This is a genomic window from Salinigranum halophilum (assembly GCF_007004735.1).
Classification (GTDB): domain Archaea; phylum Halobacteriota; class Halobacteria; order Halobacteriales; family Haloferacaceae; genus Salinigranum; species Salinigranum halophilum.
This window is the reverse complement of record NZ_SSNL01000006.1, coordinates 297,209-321,982: the sequence shown is the minus strand read 5'-3', so window position 1 is coordinate 321,982 and position 24,774 is coordinate 297,209. Positions and strand designations below refer to the sequence as shown.

The 24,774-nt window shown below is 53.6% G+C and carries 18 protein-coding genes and 1 pseudogene; 12 read left to right on the top strand and 7 right to left on the bottom strand.

Features of this window, described 5'->3' with window-relative positions; all coding sequences use genetic code 11:
• Positions 1-145 precede the first annotated feature (145 nt).
• The 3 genes from E6N53_RS16835 to E6N53_RS16825 are packed head-to-tail and all read left to right on the top strand — an operon-like array spanning position 146 to position 4,299.
• Complete coding sequence (locus E6N53_RS16835) at positions 146-1,261, top strand: hypothetical protein (RefSeq protein WP_142860666.1); 1,116 nt, start codon at positions 146-148, stop codon at positions 1,259-1,261.
• Positions 1,251-3,092 (top strand): hypothetical protein, encoded by a 1,842-nt coding sequence (locus E6N53_RS16830; RefSeq protein WP_142860665.1) that lies wholly within the window; start codon positions 1,251-1,253, stop codon positions 3,090-3,092. The genes E6N53_RS16835 and E6N53_RS16830 overlap by 11 nt, the downstream gene beginning before the upstream one ends.
• Positions 3,085-4,299, top strand: a complete 1,215-nt coding sequence (locus E6N53_RS16825) for an AAA family ATPase (protein ID WP_142860664.1) — start codon at positions 3,085-3,087, stop codon at positions 4,297-4,299. The genes E6N53_RS16830 and E6N53_RS16825 overlap by 8 nt, the downstream gene beginning before the upstream one ends.
• A gap of 275 nt (positions 4,300-4,574) precedes the next feature.
• Here the strand turns inward: E6N53_RS16825 and E6N53_RS21125 are convergent, their stop codons facing one another.
• Both E6N53_RS21125 and E6N53_RS21750 read right to left on the bottom strand, forming a co-directional pair.
• Entirely contained in the window at positions 4,575-4,979 is a 405-nt protein-coding gene (locus tag E6N53_RS21125) for a site-specific integrase (RefSeq protein ID WP_201741176.1), read from the bottom strand.
• A gap of 653 nt (positions 4,980-5,632) precedes the next feature.
• Positions 5,633-6,163 carry a DUF7342 family protein gene (locus E6N53_RS21750; RefSeq protein WP_142860663.1) on the bottom strand — a complete coding sequence of 177 codons (531 nt, stop codon included), beginning with the start codon at positions 6,161-6,163 and terminating at the stop codon, positions 5,633-5,635.
• 286 nt (positions 6,164-6,449) lie between these two features.
• On the opposite strand from E6N53_RS21750, the gene E6N53_RS16810 reads away from it, so the two are divergent.
• Both E6N53_RS16810 and E6N53_RS20820 read left to right on the top strand, forming a co-directional pair.
• On the top strand, positions 6,450-6,800 hold the full coding sequence (locus E6N53_RS16810; protein WP_142860662.1) for a DUF7344 domain-containing protein: 351 nt from the start codon (positions 6,450-6,452) through the stop codon (positions 6,798-6,800).
• Positions 6,784-7,149: a HalOD1 output domain-containing protein gene (locus E6N53_RS20820; RefSeq protein ID WP_161596583.1), complete on the top strand. Its 366-nt coding sequence runs from the start codon at positions 6,784-6,786 to the stop codon at positions 7,147-7,149. Before E6N53_RS16810 ends, E6N53_RS20820 begins: the two co-directional genes overlap by 17 nt.
• Positions 7,150-7,273: 124 nt before the next feature.
• On the opposite strand, the pseudogene E6N53_RS16805 reads toward E6N53_RS20820, so the two are convergent.
• A pseudogene (locus E6N53_RS16805) lies at positions 7,274-7,413 on the bottom strand (IS5/IS1182 family transposase); the annotation flags it as partial.
• Positions 7,414-7,541: 128 nt separating this feature from the next.
• Between E6N53_RS16805 and E6N53_RS16800 the strand changes: the two are divergent.
• From E6N53_RS16800 to E6N53_RS16770, 7 genes are all read left to right on the top strand, one after another.
• Positions 7,542-8,156 carry a DUF7437 domain-containing protein gene (locus E6N53_RS16800; protein WP_142860661.1) on the top strand — a complete coding sequence of 205 codons (615 nt, stop codon included), beginning with the start codon at positions 7,542-7,544 and terminating at the stop codon, positions 8,154-8,156.
• Positions 8,146-8,667 (top strand): PIN domain-containing protein, encoded by a 522-nt coding sequence (locus tag E6N53_RS16795; RefSeq protein WP_142860660.1) that lies wholly within the window; start codon positions 8,146-8,148, stop codon positions 8,665-8,667. The genes E6N53_RS16800 and E6N53_RS16795 overlap by 11 nt, the downstream gene beginning before the upstream one ends.
• Positions 8,668-8,939: 272 nt before the next feature.
• Complete coding sequence (locus E6N53_RS16785) at positions 8,940-10,265, top strand: hypothetical protein (protein ID WP_142860659.1); 1,326 nt, start codon at positions 8,940-8,942, stop codon at positions 10,263-10,265.
• Between the two features lie 526 nt (positions 10,266-10,791).
• Positions 10,792-11,748, top strand: coding sequence for a homing endonuclease associated repeat-containing protein (locus E6N53_RS16780; RefSeq protein ID WP_142860658.1), 957 nt, complete (start codon positions 10,792-10,794; stop codon positions 11,746-11,748).
• 157 nt (positions 11,749-11,905) lie between these two features.
• Positions 11,906-12,064: a hypothetical protein gene (locus tag E6N53_RS20815; RefSeq protein ID WP_161596582.1), complete on the top strand. Its 159-nt coding sequence runs from the start codon at positions 11,906-11,908 to the stop codon at positions 12,062-12,064.
• Positions 12,064-14,115: an AAA family ATPase gene (locus E6N53_RS16775; protein WP_142860657.1), complete on the top strand. Its 2,052-nt coding sequence runs from the start codon at positions 12,064-12,066 to the stop codon at positions 14,113-14,115. Before E6N53_RS20815 ends, E6N53_RS16775 begins: the two co-directional genes overlap by 1 nt.
• Entirely contained in the window at positions 14,112-14,540 is a 429-nt protein-coding gene (locus E6N53_RS16770; RefSeq protein ID WP_142860656.1) for a hypothetical protein, read from the top strand. The genes E6N53_RS16775 and E6N53_RS16770 overlap by 4 nt, the downstream gene beginning before the upstream one ends.
• A 44-nt stretch (positions 14,541-14,584) precedes the next feature.
• Here E6N53_RS16770 and E6N53_RS16765 read toward each other — a convergent pair whose 3' ends face one another.
• From E6N53_RS16765 to E6N53_RS16750, 4 genes are read right to left on the bottom strand one after another with little or no spacing between them, the layout of a single operon-like run.
• Positions 14,585-20,173, bottom strand: a complete 5,589-nt coding sequence (locus tag E6N53_RS16765) for a DEAD/DEAH box helicase (RefSeq protein ID WP_142860655.1) — start codon at positions 20,171-20,173, stop codon at positions 14,585-14,587.
• Positions 20,170-20,946, bottom strand: a complete 777-nt coding sequence (locus E6N53_RS16760) for a hypothetical protein (RefSeq protein WP_142860654.1) — start codon at positions 20,944-20,946, stop codon at positions 20,170-20,172. Before E6N53_RS16760 ends, E6N53_RS16765 begins: the two co-directional genes overlap by 4 nt.
• Complete coding sequence (locus tag E6N53_RS16755) at positions 20,943-23,921, bottom strand: hypothetical protein (protein ID WP_142860653.1); 2,979 nt, start codon at positions 23,919-23,921, stop codon at positions 20,943-20,945. The genes E6N53_RS16760 and E6N53_RS16755 overlap by 4 nt, the downstream gene beginning before the upstream one ends.
• The gene (locus tag E6N53_RS16750) at positions 23,918-24,706 is read right to left on the bottom strand and encodes a hypothetical protein (RefSeq protein ID WP_142860652.1); all 789 of its coding nucleotides are present in this window, start codon (positions 24,704-24,706) and stop codon (positions 23,918-23,920) included. The genes E6N53_RS16755 and E6N53_RS16750 overlap by 4 nt, the downstream gene beginning before the upstream one ends.
• Positions 24,707-24,774 lie beyond the last annotated feature (68 nt).

Below are 24,774 nucleotides of genomic sequence, written 5' to 3'. Positions count from 1 at the left end.
TATTCAGACCAATCTGGCAAAGAATGGTGGAAGCGAACCAGTATAGTATCAATCATTGTAATTTGGTCGGGGGAAATATATCAGTGTTCCACAATTGCGAAACCAGTGAACGGTTCGGAGCTAAATCTGAACGGCTACAGTGACAATGGATACCACAAAAACATCATATGAAGAAGCGCTCAGCATCGACAAACTCAAATCGGTACATGCTGCGATTGATGCTCTCCCGAATGAACAGAGATATAAAACCCATATCGAAGAGAAACTTCGTTCAGTGTTGCTAGGGGAGGAATCAGATCATAAGGGAACTAAATATGTGGCTTTCTCAGAGCTACCAGACAAAACACAGAATCTGATTGGGTACACCAGAACTGAGACTGGGACTGAAAACCTTCCGTGGTGGCTGAGAGAGTTCGAGTGGTCCTTTGAGCTTGACACAACTGAGCACATCACTGTGGAGCAATTACCGAGACTTGAGGAGAGTAACCCATCCGAAACACAAGTGAATCTTCCTACTCTGGAGAGTTCAGACCTTATGATGGCTCTAGAAGCCTTTGACGACGTCAGTGAGTACTTCGAAGGCAGGTTAGATATCGAAAACACCGAGCCATATATCAATCTTGAACGACTGGAACTGCCTGAGAATCCGTTCGTTCTTGACCGAGTGGGTGAGGGGACAGAGATGTTTGACACTCTACGCGTGACTGAGGAGTTCGAAGAGTTCTTCGAAGCAGTGCTCGAGCTTTGTCCTCCGGTCAATCCAACTCTTCAAGCACTGAATGTAGTCGTGACTGGGCTTGACCCAGAATACAATCAACTTCTTCCAGTCGGCGTGGAGCAGACACTGAAACAGGCGGGTCTGGACACGAGAAGAGACCAGGATTTGTTTGACAATATTACAAAGTTATATCAAATCTCGTCCGAATTCGACATAGAAATCGAAGTCGAGGACCAGAAAGGCGGCTTAAATGCTCTTGAACAACTTCGATACCAGAGCTGGGAGGACAACATCCCACGAACTGAGGCTGTGGACGAGGTAATACAGGCAGCGTTCCAACGTATGGGGCGAGTACCCACTGATAAAGATACTGTTGCTAAAGCGTTGTTCCTGCTTCCGTTCTACCTCAACTCAAGAGGGAGCGTGACTTTGGATTCAACAAAAAGGCCAACGCATAATCATTATTCGACCGAAGACGAACCCAGAATCCGAGCCATAGCCGACATCCTCCCCCTCGAAGAGATAGAGTTCAATGGATGGTGACAGAGAACTCGATAGGCTGGATGAAGATCCACAAAGAAACGCAAGGAATCGTGGATACGCATCCCGGACCGGAAACCACTCCAACCCCGATTCTGACGACACGTCGGACGAGACTGAGGATGAATTGGAGAAAGCACAGCAGTCGGCAGACGGTAACCAGGCGACTGAACCATCTCCAGAGCGAACGGGAGGCAAAGACCTCGGCTCTCGACTCAAGAAACCCGAAATACACTCGGTTAGAGTCTCTGTCAGTGCAAGGAGTGCTCGGGAAATTACCCTCCGAAACCCGAAGGGACAGTTGGAATCACAGCTGTGGCACCAGAAGACACAGAACGCGGTCGTCACTCAGTCGACAGAGTACGTGGAACGGAGTCTCACTCTTACCGACAGTTCAAATATACAGCACCAATTTGAGACCCCCGCTGTTTCAATTAGCCGCGAGCAGGATACCGTTCTGAATCCTCTCAAACCGACTGGTAGGTCAGCGATGGAAGTAACGACGGTTGACTCGGTCCAGTTACGACGGCACCAGCCACAAATGAAATTCGAGGAAAGACACACAGAAGCCAAAGCATCGACAGCGACCGACTTTGAGGGACTGTTCGAATTCAAAGAGTGGGATGGAACAGAGGGAGGGGAACTTTCCCCACTCAGCCGCCGGAGGCCCCAGGTAATCGTATATGAGCAGCCACCGAAGGAACCGGAATCGTTCGAGTATCTCTGTCGGGTGCTTCGAGACCAGTACAGCTTCATTGAGGGCGGTGAACCGGTGGTCGAACCGGTCAAGTTCGTCTCCAATCGTCCACAGATCCCAGCGCTTGCAAACAGCGTGTTGCGGTTGGATATGACCGGAGATGAGTGGGAGTTTGATACCGACTCGGATAGATTCCGAGTCAGATACAACGGTACTGATGTCCTCCCAAAACTCACCGCTGTTTCCAAATCACAGTTCTCAGGGAGGCTTGGATACCTCGTGCTCAATGTTCCTGGTGATGTTGGGCATTCGCTCTTCGAGACACGAAGTGTCGCAACGCAGGTGTACGATGCCCTTATCGATGCGCTTGGGAGTCCAGAAGAGGATAACACGACAGTTATCTCTGTAACCCGGTCGGACAACTCTGCTCAATGGAGTCGCGTTATGGCGGAGTATCTCGGCTATGACGGAGATACTGAGGACTGTTCTCTCGTAGGGGTAGAAGACCGCTTCTGGCGGAATATCGAACAACCAGATTGGTACGCAATCGCATTAACCAGCCGCCAGAACAGTCAGGAAGGCATTGGTGAGAGCGATTTCCACTACTTGAGTAAAGCTCTAATCGCGAGCAAATTCGGGAGAGTAGCCTACGAACAGACCGATGCCTCGGAGTACGAAAACTATCGGTCGTACTTCAACAATGTTGTAACGGAGGCAATTCAGACCGAATCAAATAACCAAATCAATTCTGGGGAAGCAGATGTACACGTTGATTGTTCTACGCTTGGCGAACCTGAGTCCATACTGGACGCGTTTTTTGAGGGTCAGTGTGATTTTGATGGGGTCGAAACTCTCGCATTCGAGTTTGAGACAGGTCGTTCCGAGGGGGCGTTTGGGTTCAGAAAGATTTACGAAACTATTGAGAAATACGATGAATCAACGGTCGACATCGTCGGAGTGGTTGTTCCCCCCTGGGTCTTGCAGCTGGACCGACTCCAGTCAAACGCGGTTCGAAGGATGATTTCTCAGTGGAACCAGACTCACGACCAACCAAGAGTCCTCCTTTTGAGTCCACGCTTTGACGGAAACGGGTGTTCAGGTGTCGTTGCCGTGGAGGGGGCGTTGACAAATGCGTAAATTCTTCGAGGAATTCGTCACCGATGTGTCTAACGGCAAACTCGTTCGGCGAGCGTTTACAACCGATGGGCAGCGATTTCTTCCAACCATCACTGAGGAGTCAAACAGTCTTCGTATCCGCCGTTCAGGTGAGTTGAATTCGCAAACCGAACTCAATTTCGCGGGACATAATCTGGAAGAGTACTCTGAACATTTCGAGTACACAGAAGGAGGTGTCAAGACGTGGTATCGGTATGAGATACCTGTAGGTGGAGAAGTGTCTGGGGGCAACCATGGTACGCTCATACTCGAGTGTACGGAAGAACTCGAGGACGAAGTGGTCCCGTCTGAGTTGATATTCTCGACTGACCGAAGCTTTCTCAAACCAGCTGGGCGAGAACAGCTTGCACCTGCGGGCGTGCGTCGAGTCTCGGGGTTAGACTCCGAAAAACAAGATCTCATCGAGTTTCTGTCAAATGTCCCTTCAGACTGGGGGCTGACTCCGGAGCGTGGACTCTTATTGCAGGGACCACCTGGTACTGGGAAGACTCAACTCGTCACTGAAGTGTGCGAGGAACGATACGGTTCGATTCCCGTCGTGATTTCTGGCCCAGAGATATTGAGCCGATGGGTGGGAGGGTCGGAACGACAGCTTCGAGAGAAGTTTGAGGAGGCTCGCTCACGTGATGCAGGCGTTCTCTATATTGATGAGATTGACGCCATTGCCCGCTCGAGAAGTGGCGCAACCCAGGATCATACTGCACAACTCGTTGCGCAACTATTAGTCCTGCTTGATGGAACTGAGCGCACCAATAATTCCGCCGGACGTCCAGTACAGGTGATTGCTTCGACAAACATCCCGGACGTACTTGATGATGCATTAACGCGCCCAGGCCGGTTCGGAGAATCTATTGAGTTCAGTCCTCTGTCTGGCTCGAATGCACTATCTGTGCTTCATCATTATCTTGAGCGGATTCGGAAGTCCGAAAATGGGCACCGACTTTCGCCTGAGTTACAACAGTTTGTTACGAAGGGTACACCCACTCCCGATGAGGGGTTAATAAACGGTAGAACCGGTGCTGAAATTGAATCCATGGTCCGTTACGCGGTGAAACAGACGGTGAGAAGTCCCGGTGACGGTTCTGCCGATCTAACATCGAGCCAATTGTCGAAATCTGCAAATTCAATACGCGGTCAGTTCCAGACCAGATTCCCCTGGCCAGAGTGATCGCGAGAGGAGATGCAACCGCGGTCATAGATCACATGATAACGAGGCATGGTCTCCGATAAAGCGACTATATTTGACACTATAATCTTACATCCACCTCACTATTCGGTTTGTCTGAATATTTCCCCATTCAACCTGAGGAAGGGTTTCAAAATTCTCAAACAGCTATCGGTTTAACCGTTTGAGTCGTGTCAATCGGTGAGGCGCGAGTTGTTTTCCGATTGAGGGCATGTTCTCGAGACTAGATCAAGACACATTCGGAGCTTTCGCTGCTTTCAGATCTGATCGAGATACTTCCGCCTCTGTTCTATCTTCTCGCGTTGGGTCCGCCGGTCGTAGTGTTCGTCTAGAACCGCTGTGGAGACGTTCGCTTGCGCACTCACTATCGGTTCGGGTACGTCAGCGTCGATGGTTCCGAACCATCGGATGAATACTCGCAAGGTGTCCATCTGTGATTTCTCACTCGGAGGGGCAAGGTCGCCATCTGCACGCCGCCGAAGTCTGTAGCGGTGCAGCGTCCGTCCGGTCAGGTCGTTCAGGTTGTCGATGTCCTGTTCGTCACACCACCGGATGAGGTGGCCGAGTCGTGAGGAGTGCGCGTATTGGGTCGCTAACTCGCTCTTGTGGTCTTCGAGGTACGGTTCGACGGTTGTGTCTGGGTCGAGTGGTTCGAGTGCCATGGCTCTGTGTCGATGCAAATCGGGGTCAACCACGACATAGCGCCGAAGTCCTAATCGCCGGACTGCACGGCGATTAATTCAGGATCGTCATACGGTATGACGAATTCCCGTCGGGTCCGTATAATCAAAACCGCAGTACTGCGGCAGGGTAACCACGTGTTCTTTACTTGGTTCCGTCATGAAGCATGACGAACTCACCGAGTGAATCGGCCCTCATGATTCGAACTCGTCCCAGACCGTCCCCATTCGCTCGTACACCCACGGTGCAACCACTCGAGAAATCACTGTCCACACTGAACTCGGGTACTCCCGATTCTCACCGTCTTCGTGACGAGCCTCCGGCGGTGCGTGAAAATGGTCTCGCGTGTAGTCTTCACTGTCGTGTCTATCCCATCGGCACAACCACCTCTCGCCATGATGATCTTCAACGTACGAGATGTGAAAGTCGCCGTTCGTGTACGACTGCACCTCGATGTACGCTTCCGAGACGTACTTGTGAGGGTAGTATTGCCGTTCGAGGGATATGACAATCGAGTCGGGACGGTTCACCGGAAACACCGTCGTGTTGTCGACCCACGACTCGGACCCCAGCAACGACGCGAGTTCTCGGAGGAGCGCCCGATTCGGTGTTCGGTCGTGTTTTCCGTCCACTGTCAGGCGACCCCTTCGTCGACGGGACTCTCCCGTCGGGAGCGCCTGAGGTCACGAATCTCTCTCCGAATCGCAGTCCAGTTGTTCAGGTCCAGCCAGACCTTCTCGGCGTCGCCGTACTCTCCGTACTCCAGTGGGTCGATTTCGTCCGGCGTCTCGACATCGTACGTTTCGCGGTACGTTTCGTCTTCTGAGAGGAGTTCACCGAGTCGGTCTCGGTACTCGTCGTCGTCCAGTTCCGAGAGTCGATTGAGTCGCCGCCACTCGAAGTACGACTCGTTCCGCTCGAACGCCTCCGGGTTTTCCGTCACCCGCGTCAACACGCCGATGTCAGCAAGCCGTCGCAGGTGCCGACGAGCCGAATTCTTTGAACAGTCGGCTCGCTCTGCAACCTCCACAACACGAGTTGGGCTGGTGAGTTCGAGTGCGGTTCGGTACACGCGTTCGTCCGCCGGAGCGTTTTCGAGTCGTTCACCCAAATCTCCCGAGAAATCCGAGCGAGGCGGACCACGTTCGTCGTCGGAGACGTTCATACAGACTAGCACGAGGTTGTAGTCAATATAATTACCGTCCACTCACAGATATGAGTGCAATCGATGAAAATGAAATGACTCCGTTGAAACCCTCAAACGATTATCTGTTCTCCCCTCGTAAATCAAGACAGGCAAACACCGTCTTCCCCCAACTCGGGAGAATCGTTAATGCACTCTGCGTGTTATATACCAATATGGCTGACGAACGGGGTGCGGATGAGGAAGCAGCATCCGACGTGTCCGCGTCACCCGACACGCAACTGCCGCCGCCCTATAGATCGAGTCGGTGTACGAGGCCTTAGGACACGCCCGACAGCGCTACATCTGCTACACCCTCCTCGAAGACACCGAGTGGTCGTTGACGGAGTTGGCGACCAAAATCGCCGCGTGGGAGAACACGATTCCCGAACACGAAGTACGAGAAGACCAGCGCGAAGCGGTGTACGTTTCACTGTATCACGCTCACGTTCCGAAGTTGGTGGACGAAGGAGTCATCGCGTACGACGAGGCGACCGAGACGATTACGACCGCCGAACACGCCGACCAAGTTCTGGCCGCTCTCGAAGGCATCGGTGGCAGTCTCGACTCGTATCAGGAAACACATGCACGGAGTGAGATGAATGACCGAGAAGACTAACGGCGGAATAAGAAGCGACGACGACCCAACCAGTGGTGTCGATACGCACTGGTCGCAGGTGGGACAGCGATACTACCAACCCGATTGTCGGGGGGGGGGACTCACGACCGCAATCGTCTATGCCATCGCAGAGGCCGAAGGTGTCTCCCCGGTTGAGGTAAAATCGCCATCGCTGTACGAAATTGTAGACGTACCAGCGATTGAAACTGCGTTCTTCGGGCCGAGCGTGGACGGTGAGTCTCGACAGAGCGTCGGCACGGTCGAGTTTCAGTACACCCGTTACCTCGTGAAAGTCAGGAGTGACGGCTGGATTCAAGTCTACGAACCGTCTGAGCCTGAGCAAGTGTGACTGACGCCGTTTTGGTCGAAGTAAAAAATAACCGATATCTACTGATACCCGTGACTATGCTGTATGGAACAACGCGAGTGTCTGTTCGATGTCGTGAACGACACACTTGATGATGAGTTCTCGGAATCAATTCGTCAACGAGGCCGCGGTATGTGATCGTCGTTTCACCTTGAGACAGAGCAGAACAACGTGTTGGCGGAGCGTAAATCGCTTGGGCGAATAGCGCGTTGAGAATCGTGGAACCGCACGACGAGCCAGCACCATCGCGTGTTCAACGAATCGAAGAAGCCGTGACTTCGGGAGATTGTGGCCTTACACTCAGACTTGTCCCAGGACGAATTTGCGTTCTGAAGCGGCAAAAATCTAAAATACATAGATTTCGTATCACGAGTATGCCCACACTCACCGACCACGGTGGTACGCCCACAACCGAGGAAGCCAGTCCGAGGTCACTAGATGACCTTGACGGCTTGCTCGCGGCCACGACGTTGCTCCAGAATCCTCGTCTCGCCCGCGAGTACGTATACCTCTCCTACTACGGCCCGACGACGATTCAGGAACTCATCGACGAACTAGAGGTCGCTCGTGCAACTGCGTACGACGATGTCGAACGACTGGAGCGGCTGGGTGTCGTCGACCGCGACGAATCGACGCGCCCGCATCAGCTCACAGCGACTCCGTTCGCGTTCGTCGACGGGCGTGAGGTCGCGATCACGCCGACGCTGATTCACGCCGTGGCTCTCACGGAATTTGACGACGATGCCGCGTACTTCCACAACCGGCACGGAGTGAGTAAACTCACAGCTGCGGTCCAAACGGCAGCGAAGTACTACGCGGGTGAACTCACGCAGCGAATGGCCGCGACGGAGATGGGCGTCCAGCCTGCCGAGGGGATGGCAATCATCTACGCGCTCCGCCCGGTTCTCGAGGCTGGCCGAGAACATGATCCGTACTTCGATCAGCTAATCTCGTGCGATCCGGACGCATTAGTCTTCGATGGGGAGTAACGAACTCGGTCCCGAGGACGCCATCCTCATCGATACGAACCTGTTTGTCGCTGTGGGTGGGGTAAACCATCCGAAGTTCCAGAAGCTTCGAGAGTTTGCTGAGCGTGGGCAACTCACGCTACTGGTTCCACAGCGAGTCAAACAGGAACTGAGTACGATGCATATCGCCGACCGAGTGGAAAGGGCGGTAGACGAGGGGTGGGCAGAACTCATCGATCCGCCATCCCCGACGGACCCCGATGCAGTCGCAGCGATGGATTTCGTTCGCCGTGAGATTGCGCGTCAGACGGGGAAGGAAGAACATCGGGTCGAGAAAGCCGATACGGTGTTCGCGGGGATGGCAATCGAATTATTGCGTGAGGGGAACCCACGGGTGGCTATTCTGACCGACGACCGAATCGCTGCGGCGGCAATCGAACGAGCGGTCGAACAACACGGGTACGACGAGTCAGTACTCGTGTTACGACGCGATGGCATCGTCGACGGCGATGGTGATGTTCGCGTCATTTGAACACCATCCTAACGAACGGTGCATCCCGAGACGGAGGGTTACACCTGATTCAAGTATCGCCTTCGTTGTTCCATCTTGTCACGCTCGGTGCGGCGGTCGTAGTGTTCGTCCAGAACCGCCATCGAGACGTTCGCTCTCGCGCTGACGACTTCGTCAATGAAAAAGACGGAGTTCGAGGCACCGCAATGAAAGTAATCAGCCAACCCAGTAGACACTAATCAATGATAATGGAGAGCATAGACTCATATATTTGAATTAAACTATATCTGTATATGAGCGCTTCCCGTGGCTTCCCTCCCGAGATCATTCTGGAAGGGCCTGTTTTCAGTGACGAACTGAGTGTCTCACCGCAACAATTCAGACAAACAACTGAGATCGAGTCCCTTCGGTTAGTCCCGGCGAAATCTGCGTCCAGTGGTGTGCATGCCGTCTATTTTCGACCAGAACATCGAACATGGGCCTTGGTTCGCCTCGCGAAGCGGTATCGATGGATCTTGGAGATCCAACTGAACCGTGGACTCTCCGGTGAACAGCAATTATATAATCAGCAGTTCACCGAGGCAGATCGCGATTTCCTGTTCGATATCTTTCCACGTCCCTCTCACCAATACAACCCGATCGTCTATGATATGTTATGGCTTGTTGCCACTTACGACGAGTATCTTCGATTGGCTAAGGCACTCACTGATGTCGACTCATTTACCCCACGCGAACTTATCGACCAGTCACCAGGGCTCAACCCGTCGGATGCCAGTTTTCTGACCCGATTTCTACGTCATCATCTGATCAGTTCGAGCAAGCGTGATCAGCATCGAAACCCACCACAGTCACAAACCGCGAAAGCAACGTCGCGCTTAGATCTCGATTCGACGTACATGATAACAGAAGAGGGAGTAGAAGCGTTGGACGGGATCGTTACCGAATACGAGCGGATCTTCACCCGTGGCGAGTTCGAACCTCTATTACTAAATCCTGATCTCGATCCAGTCAAACATTTACGCGAGTTTGAGACAGACGAGGAGGTGACCGAGGCACCTCTCTCACTAGAGGAGATCCAAGCCGAAGAAGGGATACTCGGAGAAATCGCCGAATCATTTGCATCGGTAGCGGTTGGAGAGTCTCAGGCAGCAGAGTACTCTCGACCGGCATCGGAGACGGAGACTTCGATCCGAGCGGAACCACACCAACCGACAGGACACGACACGACGTCACCAGACAGTCCTATCAATCCGGAAACGGATGTCTCTCTGTCGTCACAATCCGGATCCAGTGAGCAGCACAGTTCTCGTCAGACGCAGACTCGGTCCGAAACCAACGATCGGAAAGACCCAGTGCCTCACGACGATGCCACTAGCTTAGGTGCGTTCACACGAGAGGAGATACTCAACGCGACCGTCGTCACCGCTCGTCTGATACGATCGGAGTCGGTAGCCAGAACGAGCACAGTCAAAGCGACTGCCTTAGAGTCGATCTCGGTTGGTAACCGTCCCCCGGGTGAACTCTGGGACCTGGTTTCACAGGCTCTCCGGTCCATGGACTGCATCGCTGGGCGACCGGGTGGGAGAGTATGGCTATACATCCCACCGGCAGACCACTAACTCATGTGCTTGTGACGGAAGCTCTGTAATTCCTTCTGGCCGAGAACCGAACGCAGTTTCTTACATCGTTTCGAGATCTCCCTCGATTCTTCGTCTGTGTACTGAGATAGGGTTTTGATCTTGACATCATCGCCTGTTAGCTTACTTGCCCGACGAAGCGCGGCTAGACTCCACAACGTGGATGTATCATCGACAGGAAACTCAGCAATGCGTGCGTTATCAATACTTCGTCTCGTCGACCACAATCCGATCCGGAGCAACAATCGCACTCTATAGTAGACTTTGAAAGAATCCACTCACTCGATTGTCAGGGCCTATTGTGAACCCGTTGGGACGGCCAGAGCGGCGCAATCGGCTGCGAAGAGTTTCAAAGTCTACTATAGCTGTCGGTTGGCTTCTACACGTAATCGTAAACCGTGGTTGGAGCCCGCTCGCTACTCCTCTTCACAGGAGCCTCACTCCTACCGTATCACGACTTGAGAATTGCTGCCCGATGTTTATATATCAGACATACAGTGATTCCTCCATGAACGACGATTTGATGGAAGAGTTAGATACACTCCTTGCAGAGGAACTCCCAGACGGTTCGGAGTTCAAGGATTCGTCAAATCGTGTGGTGAGCGAAGAGCGACGGGCTGACCTGATCCAACTCCTCCATTACGCAGCGGAGCAACTAGGTAAGTCTCCCTCATATAAGGAATTCAATTCACTGGATCTAGCCACTTCAGCAGACGCGATCAGGTATGTGTTTGGCTCGTGGAACGCTGCGAAGGAAGCGGCAGGTCTCGAAACCCGCGACGTAGGGGGACCTCGGATTCAAATAGATGAGTCATACTTTGCAGATATCTCAACCCCAGAGAAGGCATACTGGTTCGGAGCGCTCGTCGCCCATTCGTCGCTACAGTTTCACGGAGAGAATCAAAAGCCCGCACTACTGATTGGCCGAACTGGAGAGAAGTCGTATTTTGTGACCGAATTTGCCAAAGCAGTCGACAGTGAATACTCGATCTCACGTAACACGCACTCTCAGACTGGGAACATACTCACCAGCACTCAGATTTCGAATCCGACGTTTATCAGTCACTTGCGTGATGCGGGATATCCGTACCCGGACTACGATGCCGGTGATTTTCCTCACGTCGGAGATGGCTTGGAGACGCATTTTCTGCGCGGATGGCTGGAGTCAAGTGGTTACTTTTCGACAGGGGGTTTCAACATCTCTGTGTCGAACGTCGACCGGGCAGAGACGATTCAAGGGTGGATGAGTGACTGCGGAGTGAAGCGGCCGACCCTCACGGAGAAAGAAACCGGAAAGGCGGTCGTCCGGGTCTCGAATCCGTTCGACGTACGGGCGGTGTTCGAGTCGTTGTGGCCGGAGCTGACTGAGACGACGCCTACGTTCAAACCATATCCGGAGAAGGTTTTGAACTATCTTCAAAACGAGTACCCTTATCCAGAGAACGTATCGTACTTATCAACATGAGCTCAACTCAACTATTGGGTGGGCGTTCCTACGAGTGTCGGAGCTCTCTGTTCGGGGGCGAGCGACCCAATCCAATGTCATCACAGTCCCGACATCTGAATTGATAATCCCAGGACAAATATATACACATCCAGATGGTTAGTACTTCTAACGAATAATGAGTGACGATGTGGACGCGGATGTCGAGATCGACGAGGAGACGATCAAACGTATCCAAAATCGGATTCTTGATGCTGAGGCAAAGCAGCTCCACCTCCAGCGACCGCACAATATTATCCCTGAAGTCAAGAAAATAATCGAGGAAGAGGTGAACTAATGGAACTCCACCGACTCACGCTCAAAAACTTCAGACAGTTTCGCGATGCAGAACTAGATTTTTCCCAAGACGAACAACAAAACGTCACCGTCGTTCACGGAGACAATGGATCGGGAAAGACGACATTACTGAACGCATTTACGTGGGTGCTGTACGGGAATACTGACTTCGAGACTGGTACTCGAAGACTCGCAAACGAGAAGGCGATTGACGAGGCGGCAGTGGGTGATGCGGTACCGGTCTCGGTGGAACTCTCGTTCGTACACGATGGTGTTCAGTATGTTGCCACCAGAACGACTTCGTACGAGAAACAACATGCGGGTGACTTACTCGGGGAACAAGGTGAGACGACTACGAACCTCACCTCGGATGAGCAGGGCCGGTCCCAGACGATCAACAACCCCGAGACACGCCTGATGCAGGTGATTCCCGAACGACTAAGTTCGCTGTTCTTTTTCGACGGTGAAGATATCGACGCCCTTGCCGAAACAGCGAATCAAGAGCGCATCAAAACAGCGATCCAGAACATAATGGGACTGACTATTCTAGAGCGCTCACTCCGCCATCTCGATGACGTCGCTCGGAAGTTTCGCTCTGAATTGAAATCCTCAGGAAGCGATCGACTCTCTCAGTCTCTCGACGAACAAGACAAGATCGAGTCGCAACTAACCCAAAAACAGGCCCAACTGGAGACGTACCATGGCAAGGAGCGCGATCTTGAGGCTCGGATTGAGGAAATAACCGATCAGTTGGAAGAACAAGACGAGAGCCAAGAGATTGAAGCGGAATTACAAGCCGCTGAAGATGAGCGGAAGCGACTCATCGGGGAGAGAGAGTCGGTCACAAAGAGCATCCGAGAGTCACTCACAAAAGACGGCGTGTTAGCGTTTGCTCTTCCTGCGATGAGGGAGACGGTTGCTGATTTGGAAGAACTTCGTTCGAACGATTTGTTAGGTTCCGGGGTTTCGCAGGAATTCCTCGATAACCTGCTTGAAGAAGAGAAGTGTATCTGCGGTCGACCCCTAGATGAAGGGTCGATATATCACGATCGAGTTGAGGCTATCGAACCGACTCACGATGCGAGTGGTGTCGATGCGCACGCTGTGGAGACGAAGAGTCGGCTCGGATTCGCTGAGGAACAGTACAAGGAGTTACGGTCGACGCTCACTGACCGCCGATCGCGACAAGCGGAACTCACAGACGAGATCGGAGCGCAAACCGAACGAATCGACGAACTCGAGACAAAACTGTCCTCTCTCAGTGGAACAGGTGTCGACGGTAAATCACCGGCGGAACTCCAGCAGGAACGCGAAGAAAAACGAGCGCAGCTCAGGGAGACCCTGAAAGACATTGGACGCATCGAGGACAAGATCTCGGAGTTACAGGAACGAAAAGAGAACATCGAAAAGAAGGTCCGAGAGGCACGGGAAGAAGAAGCTGAAGCAAAACTCGCTCGACGGCGGTGGCAGGCAGCAGAGCAGACGTGGGGCGAACTGGATTCATCCTTCCGAAAACTCCAGCAAACAGTGCGCCAACTGGCAAACGAGACGGTTTCCGAACAGTTTGACGCAATCGCGCACAAGGACGGTGAGGCGCTCCACGCGATCATCAACGAGAACTTCGAATTAGAGGCTCGAAAGAAGGTCGGCAACCAGTATGAGCGGGTAGAGATGTCCCGTGGTGAACGCCAGATCGCGAGTCTCACATTCATTGGAAGCCTCGTCTCGATCGCTCGGAAGCGACACGAAGAAGCGAACGACGCGCAATACTTCTCAGGTGGAATCTATCCGATCGTGATGGACTCGCCGTTCGGGAGTCTAGACAATACCCACCGCCGACATATCAGCCGTGAAATCCCTAAACTCGCCAAACAAGTCGTCGTCTTCGCAACGGATTCACAGTGGAGCGGACCAGTTGCCGATGAACTTCGTCCACGCGTTGGGAAGCAGTATTCTCTCGACTTCGATGACGGGGAAGCTGATGGTTCGTACCCGGTGACGGAACTCAAACCCGAACACGATCAACTGACCGGACAGGAGGCTTCCCTATGAGCGACCGAATCTATTACACCCGACCGAAACTGTATGAGACCCTTGTCAGAGAGTTCGGCATTTTCGGGTCCTACGTCGATATGTTCATGTTCTGTGCCGCGCTGGGGTATCAGCGAGGCCAGAGACAGCGTGACGAAGATGGGGACAAGGAGATGCTCTGGGCGAACGTGAACCACACAGATTTGTATACCTCGATTGCAGCTTCGATTGCGTATCAGGAGACGGGAAATCCAGAGATCCTCTCTGATCAACTTCGACAACTGGAAATCCTCGGTGAGTATGCAGCTGGCGGCGTGGACATCCTCGAGGAAGCGATCGACACGGGTGGCGATCCAACGATCGAGTTCGCCGAATTCGTCCTTGAAGAGGGCGCCCCTCTTCCGAAGGAGGGGGATGATGAGTCCTCGCTCAGTGAGGTCATCTGAGACCGGACGAGTTGAACGTACGCTTACCTCCGGAACCCGTCTGCTTATCCGGTGATGATCTCCTCAGGTTGCTGACTCAGTAGCGAGTCAAGGAGTTCTTCAGTGAGGTCTTTCGCAAGCGTCGTATCCCGATTGCGTTCGGAACACCCGTACTGATACAGACACTCGGGACAACCCGTTGCACAGTCACACCCGGTGATATTCTGGTGCATGACGGTCAATGCGTCGAGCAACTCGACGTGGACATCATCTTCCACTTGGAAGAGGAGATCCGTGACGCCGTTCCCACCAACAGCACTCTCGAAAACGAACGCTTCGTCATCGCCCTCGTTGAACGCTTCCTGCAGACTGCGGATATCCAGTCCACCGGTCCGCTGCAGTGCGAGTCTGAAGCCATGCGCGAGCGTATGAAGACACGAATCAGAGAGTTCTGACCCCGTTATACGCAGCCCTTTCGTCGTGAAGGTCCGGCCCACGAAGACGTCGGCCTGTTCAGAGCGGTCGTGGGTCGGATCGCTCAGACACCGTTTCGTCCCATCAGCGCCGGGGACCACAACACTCCCACAGTCGCGATCGTGACAGATTCGGAGGGGTTGTTCTCGTGGATCTTTCTGCTCGTCATCATAGGAGGTCGTAAAGGATGTGACGGCTTCGACGACCTCGACTCTCCCCTGTTCAACCGTGAACAGCAGCGCGTCATCGGGGCCGGTGAACGTTACGGATCGCTCGACTTCGAACTCTGGGATCTCAGTCGAGGTGTGCCCGAAGGTGCTCCGTGGATTCGTATTGTACCCTGAAAGCGGATACACGTCCGTCACGTTGTAGTCGTTTTCTTCGACAGACGCCTCCGTGAGCTCGACACCGTTGATGGCTATCGATTCCACTTTCACGAGGTGCTCCGCACCCGCATCACAGCCGTCATCTGGACACTGGGATTGCTCTTCCCACTGTGTCGTGAACCCACACTTTCGGCAGCGGAGTTTCGGTCCGCCAGTTTGCTCTTGGAGCGCGCGTGTCCCCTCGGTATCGCGCTCCACCTTTGTCACCACGTATCCGCGCTTGTTGCGAAGAACGTATGCGTACGGATGGAGTTCGCGAATCGCCATGGCGGAATCTCTGTCCCACGAGGACTTGCTCTCGGCTTTGATCGTCCCGCGGTTGGACCGCTCACGACGCGTCACCGCCACCGAGTCACCGAACGCTCGTAGTTGAGGGACGTACTCGGAGACCGCAGACCGACCATGGATGTCACTGAACTTCGAGCTGTTGTACTCGCTGATGAGGTCTTGTATCATGTCTCGCTTGAGTTTGAGGCGACTGAGACGGCGATCGACTTCTGAGTCGGACCCTTGCGAGTCAAGCTCATCGAATCCGCCTCCGCCGAACGCTCCCCCTCCACCTGCCTGTGCAGTCCCTTCCAGTTCATCGATTTCGTCGACGACTCCTTGGAGATCCGACTGTAAGTCACTCCGATAGTTGTAGGCAGGATACACCACTCGACTGGCGAAGTTATTGAGGACGTCGTCGATGAGTTCGTCGAACTCCTCTCTTGCGTGGCGAAGATCTCCCTCGGAACACTCCGTGCACTCTCCTGTCGTCTCTGCAGAAAAGATATGTTGGCAGTTTCGGCAGTAGACGTAGTCCAGAAGATCATGGAGCCATTTGTCGACCCCGTCATCATGTTCGACGATGTGCTGGAGCACCTCGAAAATCGACCCGTGATTAATCTGTTCGACTCGTTTGTTGTAGAGTTGCGTAAAGCGCTGAACGTCCGAGGGGGGCTTGTCTCGTGGGTTTTCTTTCCGATAACGATCCCACTCGCTCGGGTCGGGTTTCGTTATCTCTTGGCTGTCGACGTGCTCGTTTCGTTCCCACGGAATGTGATATCGAGCAGCGATGTAATCCATCACCGACCATGTCAGTGCAATTCGAAGAACACTCTCGTTGTGCTGGTTGAGTGGCACAGGCTTTTCGGCCGAGCTGATGAGTTTCTCCGGGAGTTTGTGATAGTAGAAATCGATGGGGTTGCGCTTACTGACCGTCGTGACCAGTGACTTGCCGACGTCACGTCCTGCTCGGCCAATCCGCTGGAGATACGCGTTCGTATTCGGTGGCGTCCCCATCAGTAGCAACGTGTTGAGGTCTCCGATATCGATCCCGATCTCCATCGCCGGCCCGGTCGAGAGGAAATTCGGCGTCGGATCGTGCTTGAATTCGTGCTCGATCCGTCGTCGTTCGTCAGCAGGGACGTCTCCCTTGTAGACTTGACTGAGTAGTAGTCGAGGGCTGGTCGTCGCTGCCCTGTACGCTGTCCGCTCGAAGTATGGTGAGCCTGGGTCTGCCCGCTCAGTGTATCGAACGGTAAACTGGACTGTCTCCGGAATCGATTTCCCGACCTCCCTCTCTGCCGTACTCCAGAAGGTATCGTAATGGGGATTGTACGGTATTCCATGCGCGTCGGAGACTAACTTGACCGCGATTGCGTCCAAGTCGAATCCGATGCGGTCGTACTCTTCGTCTTCTCTGAGGACGCCACGCTCTTTCAAATCGCTGATGACCGAAACTGGGTTCGCAATCTCGGTTGATTCGCGAATCGTCTTGAGGAGTGACTGCCGAGGCTGGCGGTTTTCTTCCAACAACTCCCGACAGATCTTCCGTTCTTCTGGGGTTCGCAGTGGCTTTGCGAACGAAATATCGACGAATCCTTTGTTGACAAGTTCGCCGTACTGGCGGGAGATATTATTATTGTACAGCAGATACGACCCCGGCAGCAGTTGCCCCATGAGTGTCCCTCTCCACTGCCCGTAGCCAATGACGTCATCGATTACGTCATCGCTCGCCTCGATGTCGTTCCAATACGCCCGTGCTGATTCGAGTGTTCCCTCAAGGAGTTCGGTGAGCGTCGCTGTTTGATGCTCGACAAGGAACGACAGGATCCGCTGTTGGATGAACAGTTTCCGTTCGGGTTCGTCAAAGTCGTTTGCGAGCCGTTCCATGTCACGGTACGAATCCGCGAATGACATGAGTTTGGCCTGCTCTTGGGAGCCGTTGCGATCAGCCAATCGTCGCAACATAAACTGGCTCATCGTGACGCCCGCGTTCGTCGGTGACCGCATGAGTGAGTCGTAGTTCCGACGCCGTCCGTGATAGCAGGGGAGCGCATGCGAGGCCTTACCGGGTGATGCAAGACGGATGTTGCCGTCCGAATCACGGTACACCGCCTTGAGTCCGAACGAAGAGTACTCTCTGTCGATCGAATCGTGTCCTTCGATTGCACAACCTGTCCCGGCGAGGTGATAGACCTCGGATTTCCGGCTTTCGTTGCAGTCGACGCAGTAATCCGCCTCTTGGGTATCGATATACGCCGGGAGGACGAACGTCGAACGACCGCAGTCACAGGTACCAGGGCTTTCCCACGGTCGATGCCCACGGTGATTCTCATTGCTACAGATCCACGAGAGGGAAACCTTCGGAACCAGTCGTGAATCACAGTCGCGACAGTTTCTACCCTCCTGATCGTCTCCATGGCGCTCACAGGATGGGTCAGAGCACTCGAGTCGCTCTGGTTCTAAGAGCTCCAACTGCCCACCACAGTCAGCACAGCTACTCTCTGCAGGCTTGTTCTCTCTCTCACAGGTCGGGTCTTTACAAACGAGGCCGTCGGTTGTCCGGGTCAGCGACCCCCCACACGCACAGTAGCCCAAGCCATCGCTGAGTCGCTCGATCGTCCCGCACGAAGCGCACTGGTACTCGGGAGTCCAGTAAACACGTTGTAACTCTGCGTGCTTTGGGTGATTACACTCCGGTTTGCTTGCATAGAGATACTCACCTTCTGTCTCCTGTGTCACCGGGCGGACTGTCCCACAGTCGGGGCAGAGCCATGCTTCATACACCTGCTCACCACAGTCTTGACACAATCGAAGTTTAGTAACGAACGAGGTGCTGTGTTCGTGACCTTCACAATCACACTCTTTCGGCTTCGAGTATATCTGGTGACAGTGGAGGCATTTGTAGTAGCCGTCAACGGGCCAGTTGAGTACGTGAGCCCGAAGTTCATATCCTGCAAGTCCAAACAGCACGAGAACGTTGTGCGCCGCACGTGTCGCCTCGGCGGAGTTACACCCGTATGTGCGTTCGATGTAGTCGGTGAAGTCATCGAATTCCGGTGCGGCATCGATATCATATTCGTCTGCAAGCGGGTCTTGAAGAACACCGTGAAGGTGGTCAACACACTGGAGCGACCCATCAGACACGGCAGCCGACACTTGCTCTGAGAGTTCACCCCCATCCGTCGGGTCGATCCCGAGGTCCGAAAATTGCTCGCGTACCTCTACTGACCACGAGTCGGGCTGGTCGATCGTATCAGGGTCAAACCGGACCGTGGTCAAACTGTCCGGCAACTCGCCGGATTCGCCCGATACCTCGTCGGAGGTCGCTTCTTCGATGAGTTTGTACGTCGTGTCTCGCTCGTCGGTAGGGACGTTGAATAACCGTTGGAACAGTACTTCTCGCTCGTCAATCGTTGCACTTGAGGCGATAATCCGAAGTTGATCTTCGACTCCGCGTTCGGTTCGGAGTTGCCGGAGTCGTTTGACGAGCATGGAGACGTGTGCGCCGAAAAGGCCCTGATACGTGTGAACCTCGTCGAACACCAAGAACTTGGGTTGGTCGACGAACATCCGGTGGGCCTGCTCGTCATTGATGTTGAAGAGTCGATAATTGATGGTGTCCGGGTTAGTCAACAGGATGTCTGGTGGATCCTCGTGCATCTTGTCGCGTGTGAGATGCACGAAATCCAGGCGGTGGCCGCCGTATTCCTCTCGTAACTTGAGTCGATACTCGTTTGTGGTACTTCCCTTCTCAACGAAGACACTGGGTGGGACCTCCTCGAGGGTCGCCTCATCAATCGCGGTCTGTTCTGCGATCGTCCCTGGTAACTCGAAGTGTTTGAACGAGTCGATGAGGTACGTGAAGGGGTCTTTGTTCTCTCCGGAGACCCAGTTTCGATACGGCGTGTCACCGTCGTAGACGCCGATAGTGAGTTTCTGATCGCTCGGTAGGTCGGTCTTTTCGTTGACCAACCAGAGATACTCGATGAAGCGTTTGAGTTGGTCCTGTGCAAGTGCTTTTGTCGGATATGTGATAACCGCTTTGATCGACGAATCGTAGCCAGAGTGCCCCTCTATGCGACCACGCTTCGCACGCAGTGCGTATTGCAGTATTGGGATGAACCACGCTTCCGTCTTCCCACGTCCCGTTCCCGCAGCAATGAGTGCGTGCTTGTCATCGACGAGCCACTGTATCGCTTCCTCCTGATGTGTCTGGAGGCTCTCGAACCCCTCGTCGGTGAACGCGTCAATAATCGGCTTTTCGAGTCCGTTCGGGGCGAACGTTCCGTCTACCGAGCGTGCAAACGTTGTCCAGGGGGTCTCACTCCAGGTTGCCGCAGGAACACCCTGAAGAATCGGTCCTTTTGAGCGAATGAACTCAGTCGGAGTCCCCTCTGCCGATGCTGTGTCAGTTTGAAATCCTTCAAGCAGGCCATGATACCCTCGCTGGTTACCACCGATGAGGTACGTCGCGTAGCTATCTTGTGCGTATTCCCCGAGAGCAATCGGATCGAATCGAGTCATGTAGACCTCGTGAATTCAACAGTGAGTCGCTGGCTGAACTCCTCGAAGCTCTTGAGATCGGCCAGGACGTCACTACTCACTTCCGCGAGTGTGACCTCTTTGTCTTCGAGAATACTCCAAATCACGTCTCTCGCTTCCTCTGAGAGATCCGTACCCAGACTGATATCCAACGAGTGGAAGTCATCACGATGCTGAGAGAGGCGCTCGATAGTGATTTGATGCATGTTCCCTTTCGAGATCTGGCCGAGGAAGTACTGATAATTATCACAAACCTGTTTGTCCTCGTCAGTTCCGATGTCTGGAATCTGAAGAAGCGACTGGATCCGATCGACGGATTTTGCCTCCTGTTGTGCCACCGATTGGACATCACGCTTTACCTCATCGGTGAAGCCTCGAAGGGTCTCTCGATGGTGTTCAAACGACGCCGCTTCGTCATCGACGTCACTCCGGTTGTAGAACCCCTCGTAATCTCTCTCGAGGAACGAACCGATATCGCCGTCGATCTCTTCGATTACTGCTCGAAGTTCATCCCGTTCGACAGAGACGTTGAGGCACCCCGCGATCTGTACCCATGTTTTGAGTTTGCCGTACTGTTCTTCGACGTCATCGAGTTTACTCTCGAGCGATTCGAACCCGTTGTTTTTTGCTTGGGCCCGTTCGCGTTTCGCCTTGATCTGATCGGCCTCCTCTGCAAGTTCGGCAACCTGTTCAGCCTTGTTGTGAATCGATTCGATACGGTCTTGCACAGTCGAGACGTTCTGTGCTGTCGTCATAGTGACTCACCTAACCTCTCACGAAGCGTCCGAGCAGTCTGCTGTGCCTGGTCGAACGACTCAGTGTCCGGATTAAACTCCGTGTCTTCTAATTCCGCGATTCGAGCGTCGAGATCCGTCTCGAGCCCCTCCAATTCATCGACAAAGGTACTGAACTGAGAAAAATAATCACTCAGTGACCCCTTGTATTTCAGTTGATACGCCGTTTGCTTCAGAAGGAGGAAGTCCCACACTGAGTCACACGTTTCTACGGATTGGGCGATGCTCTCCAGTTCGCTCATGAGCGTCTTGACTGTCGAGAGCTCGATGTCGTCTATCTCGCTGAGGTCGTTTGGCTGCTGGCGCGTCACGACTGAGTACGCCTCGGTCAGTGTCTTGATGTCGAACTCAGATTCGATGCCATTGAGTCGTCGATACAACCCTCCGTATTCGGACCGAATCGACTCCAGATCGTCCGCGAAGATGGAACTGTACTCATCGATATCACGCGCGAACCCTCTAATGTTGAGAGAGACCGGGGATTTGAGTAGAGTGTCGAATTCGATCGTCTCAGAGGACTTCGGTCCGATTTTGAGTCCCTTGAGACTTCCACTGATCGACCCGATGCGGAGGAGAAGTTTCTCAGGGTCGAGATCGCCCACTGTCTCTTCGAGTTGGTCGGCATCGACGACGTTTCTCCGAACGTGGAACCGAGCGTGGAAGAGACCTCGGAGGAACTCGGCTTTATTTTGGAGCTTGTTTAGATCGCCTTCGAACGCTGTCGTGGAGAAGGCGAGCTGTATTCGCGACTCATCGACTGGTTGTGCCAGCGCCCTTGCGGTGAACTCGGTGCTGGTTCCAGTGAAGACGTTGAGAAGATACTTCCCGAAAATCGCGATCTCATCGAGATCAGCACCGTACGTGTCGTGAATATCAGATTCAATGTCTGCTCGGAGCGTTTGGACAGCGTCGTCAGCCCACTCTCGCAACTGACCCAGGTCGATATTCTCCTTGGCGTCGTGTGTCGTGATGCCGATATCGTCCCAGACACCAACTCGCAGGAGGTCTCTGAGGAGTTTCTCGTCTAAATCGGGGTTCAACACGACCTGTGTGAAGTTCGGGCTGTCCCCATTGTCGATATGGACGGGGACTCGCGTCGACCCCTTCTCCCACCTGAAATATGCCGCCGACTGTGAATAGTTCCCCGGTCGAACGAGTGAGTCCGGCGTCCGGTGGAAAAATCGAATCACTCGTTCTGCACCACGCTCAATGTTCTTCGTCTGATTGAAATCCGTCTCCCCGCGGCACCACGCTAGGAGCTCGTTTTTTTGTTCGTCGAAGGTTTCCCTACGTGTGTCTCCCGACGTGGACTCGTATCCACACTCAGGACAGACCCACTCATCGCTGTCTTGGTAGATCCCGGTTCCACACTCGGGACACACATCAACGGGATCGTCGACGATTGGAGCACGCCCCTCACTGTCAATCCCGAATGACCCGGGAATCCGCGAGTCGGCGACCTGCGCGCGGCCAGAGACGACCCCGTACCACTTCAGGACTGGTTCGTCCTCGCCGTTGTAGCTTGGTGAGATCGGGTTCTCGATTACGCCCAACCGCTGTTGTAACTTCTCTGCATGCTCGAAGGGAGGAGTAATGCTGTTCAGTAGTTCCTCGATGACGAACGTGAGATAGACACGCGGAGTCTGTTTGCGGATCTCGTCTTCTTGGAGATTCTGGTAAATCCGGGTGAGGAACTGCTCGTTGAACGGGTACAACCCGTCACCGAACGCAGATTCAACGTCGTCTGCGCTCAACCCCGCAGGCAGCGGCGGTTCGTACTGTGCATCGGTTTCTGACTTAATCGCTGTCAAGTACTTTCGAGCGAGGTCGATATGGACGTCTTCCTGTTCGAGAAAGAGGGTCCGAGAGCCAGTTCCGTCTGCAGTCTCTTCGGTGAGTCGGAACCGAGCCATCGTTCGGTCATCGATAGTGTCCTCAGAGGAGACGTCTGCACGTCGTTTGTCGATGAGCCGCCGGTGGACACCTGTGGTTACCCCGACAATCACGTCGAAATGGGCTGAACCGAGATCCGAAAAGAACGAGAGAACCTGGTGGTCATAGATCGTGAACCCGGTCAGGTCTTCAATGATCAACACCGGGCGGCGGTTTCGCTCTCGATAGGCCTCATCGACACCGTTCAACACATCGATGAAGTCTCCATCGAACAACATCTCCTCGATAGCGTCAGTTGCTGCAGTCTTGATCTCACGATACAGGTATTCTGTTGGTTCGATATCGTGGTGCTCGTGTTCGTGCGTGACGCGCGGGAATTTCTCGAGCAACGACTCGAGAGATTCCTGAGAGATCGGTTCGAACTCAACACTTTGGTCGGGGTCGGCGAAGGTGTCGACGTACTCACTCAGATTCGTTTTGACTTTGTCTTCGAACAGGTCGTCGTTGAGAAAGTCGACCGTCGCGGTCTGGCGTTTGTTAAACCGATTGATGATATTCCCAGTGACCGTTTTGAAGATGCCCGACTCCGGAAGGTCCGAGAGATACTTTACATCCTCGAAATCCCACTCGTCGAGGTTCTCAGTGAGTAACTGTAGTACATCCCGGGGTTCTCTGACCTGGCGTGGGATGAGGATCGGCTCGTGTGCGAAGCTATCCGATGTCTGATCAGTGACCTCGTCTTGAATCTTGTAATCGAGCCACTGACAGAGTTCGGACTTTCCACTCCCACTCTCACCGACAACGAAGAACAGTCGATTCCCTTGGTCAGGCGTTGAGTCGAGAACGGTCTCCAAGACGATCTCTTCGCCAACTAGTCGTTGGTCTTCGTCGACCCAAGAGGACACTGCTTTGTCCTCTTCAACCCGTATTCGACTTATCGGGACGTGTGTTTTCTCGAACGACTCACGATCTTTCTGTTGTGATTCTTGTGTGATGTACTTGCGGATCGCATCTGTCGTCCAATTTTTTGGATAGGTCGTCATTCTTGACTGCGTACTCGGAGTGCAATTAAGTTGACTCCAGCTCCGTTGAGGTCAACTGTCGGTCCAAAGTCACTTTCCTGTCCGATATTCACGTCGTCGTGTGCTTGAGCGTGGGAGAGTGCACGCTCGATGTATGCTGCCACGCTGTTTCGATTCGCGCCCGCATACACTGGGAGGTACTCTTCGTGAAGGTCATTGAGGACTTGGCTGAGTTGCGCCGGTTCGGACGGCTCCATCACTGAGCGAAGCAGTGCATTCAGTAGCTCTCGATGGAGGGACAACATGGTGGTATAGTCCTCATCTGAATCCGCATCAACGTCTCTGACGACGCCAATCGCATCCATCATTCGTCGCCAGTAGTTCAGACGGGTGGAGTTCCAACTGACATCGCTCCGTCGCCCACTCAGCAGGTCTACCAATGGATCTCCTCGATCGAAGAAGACCTGGTCGTCTTCGGTCAGCACGTCGAGGACGTCGTTGTAGGCGGCGTCTTCGCCGGTCGCGGTACGGATCCCACGGAGAATCGAAACTTCCGGACACACTTCCTCACGGGCTGCGTCCGTAATCACCAGTCCATTCTCGTGCTCCAGGAACTGTCGAGTGTCGATGAGGAAATCGATTGCATCAACAAGTGGTTTTCGCTGATCACTCTCGTTGGGGTTCGATGCATCTCCGGGATAGTATCGCTGAATAAGTTCCTTCCGAGTGACTGGTTCGGCGTGGGATACGTATCGCCACATCGAGAGGACCTCAGTGCCAACAACGTTTCTCCTAAATAGCGCCATGGTGGTGTCGAGAGAGGGATACTTCGCGGGTGATATAATCAATCAAGAAAGAGCCATTAAAATATCTA

What these genes read in the sequence shown, in the direction of transcription:
- E6N53_RS16835 (WP_142860666.1), top strand. Translation starts at nt 146, where the DNA reads ATGGATACCACAAAAACATCATATGAAGAAGCGCTCAGCATCGACAAA.
- E6N53_RS16830 (WP_142860665.1), top strand. Translation starts at nt 1,251, where the DNA reads ATGGATGGTGACAGAGAACTCGATAGGCTGGATGAAGATCCACAAAGA.
- E6N53_RS16825 (WP_142860664.1), top strand. Translation starts at nt 3,085, where the DNA reads ATGCGTAAATTCTTCGAGGAATTCGTCACCGATGTGTCTAACGGCAAA.
- E6N53_RS21125 (WP_201741176.1), bottom strand. Translation starts at nt 4,979, where the DNA reads ATGGCACTCGAACCACTCGACCCAGACACAACCGTCGAACCGTACCTC.
- E6N53_RS21750 (WP_142860663.1), bottom strand. Translation starts at nt 6,163, where the DNA reads ATGAACGTCTCCGACGACGAACGTGGTCCGCCTCGCTCGGATTTCTCG.
- E6N53_RS20820 (WP_161596583.1), top strand. Translation starts at nt 6,784, where the DNA reads ATGACCGAGAAGACTAACGGCGGAATAAGAAGCGACGACGACCCAACC.
- E6N53_RS16800 (WP_142860661.1), top strand. Translation starts at nt 7,542, where the DNA reads ATGCCCACACTCACCGACCACGGTGGTACGCCCACAACCGAGGAAGCC.
- E6N53_RS16795 (WP_142860660.1), top strand. Translation starts at nt 8,146, where the DNA reads ATGGGGAGTAACGAACTCGGTCCCGAGGACGCCATCCTCATCGATACG.
- E6N53_RS16785 (WP_142860659.1), top strand. Translation starts at nt 8,940, where the DNA reads ATGAGCGCTTCCCGTGGCTTCCCTCCCGAGATCATTCTGGAAGGGCCT.
- E6N53_RS16780 (WP_142860658.1), top strand. Translation starts at nt 10,792, where the DNA reads ATGAACGACGATTTGATGGAAGAGTTAGATACACTCCTTGCAGAGGAA.
- E6N53_RS20815 (WP_161596582.1), top strand. Translation starts at nt 11,906, where the DNA reads ATGAGTGACGATGTGGACGCGGATGTCGAGATCGACGAGGAGACGATC.
- E6N53_RS16775 (WP_142860657.1), top strand. Translation starts at nt 12,064, where the DNA reads ATGGAACTCCACCGACTCACGCTCAAAAACTTCAGACAGTTTCGCGAT.
- E6N53_RS16770 (WP_142860656.1), top strand. Translation starts at nt 14,112, where the DNA reads ATGAGCGACCGAATCTATTACACCCGACCGAAACTGTATGAGACCCTT.
- E6N53_RS16765 (WP_142860655.1), bottom strand. Translation starts at nt 20,173, where the DNA reads ATGACTCGATTCGATCCGATTGCTCTCGGGGAATACGCACAAGATAGC.
- E6N53_RS16760 (WP_142860654.1), bottom strand. Translation starts at nt 20,946, where the DNA reads ATGACGACAGCACAGAACGTCTCGACTGTGCAAGACCGTATCGAATCG.
- E6N53_RS16755 (WP_142860653.1), bottom strand. Translation starts at nt 23,921, where the DNA reads ATGACGACCTATCCAAAAAATTGGACGACAGATGCGATCCGCAAGTAC.
- E6N53_RS16750 (WP_142860652.1), bottom strand. Translation starts at nt 24,706, where the DNA reads ATGGCGCTATTTAGGAGAAACGTTGTTGGCACTGAGGTCCTCTCGATG.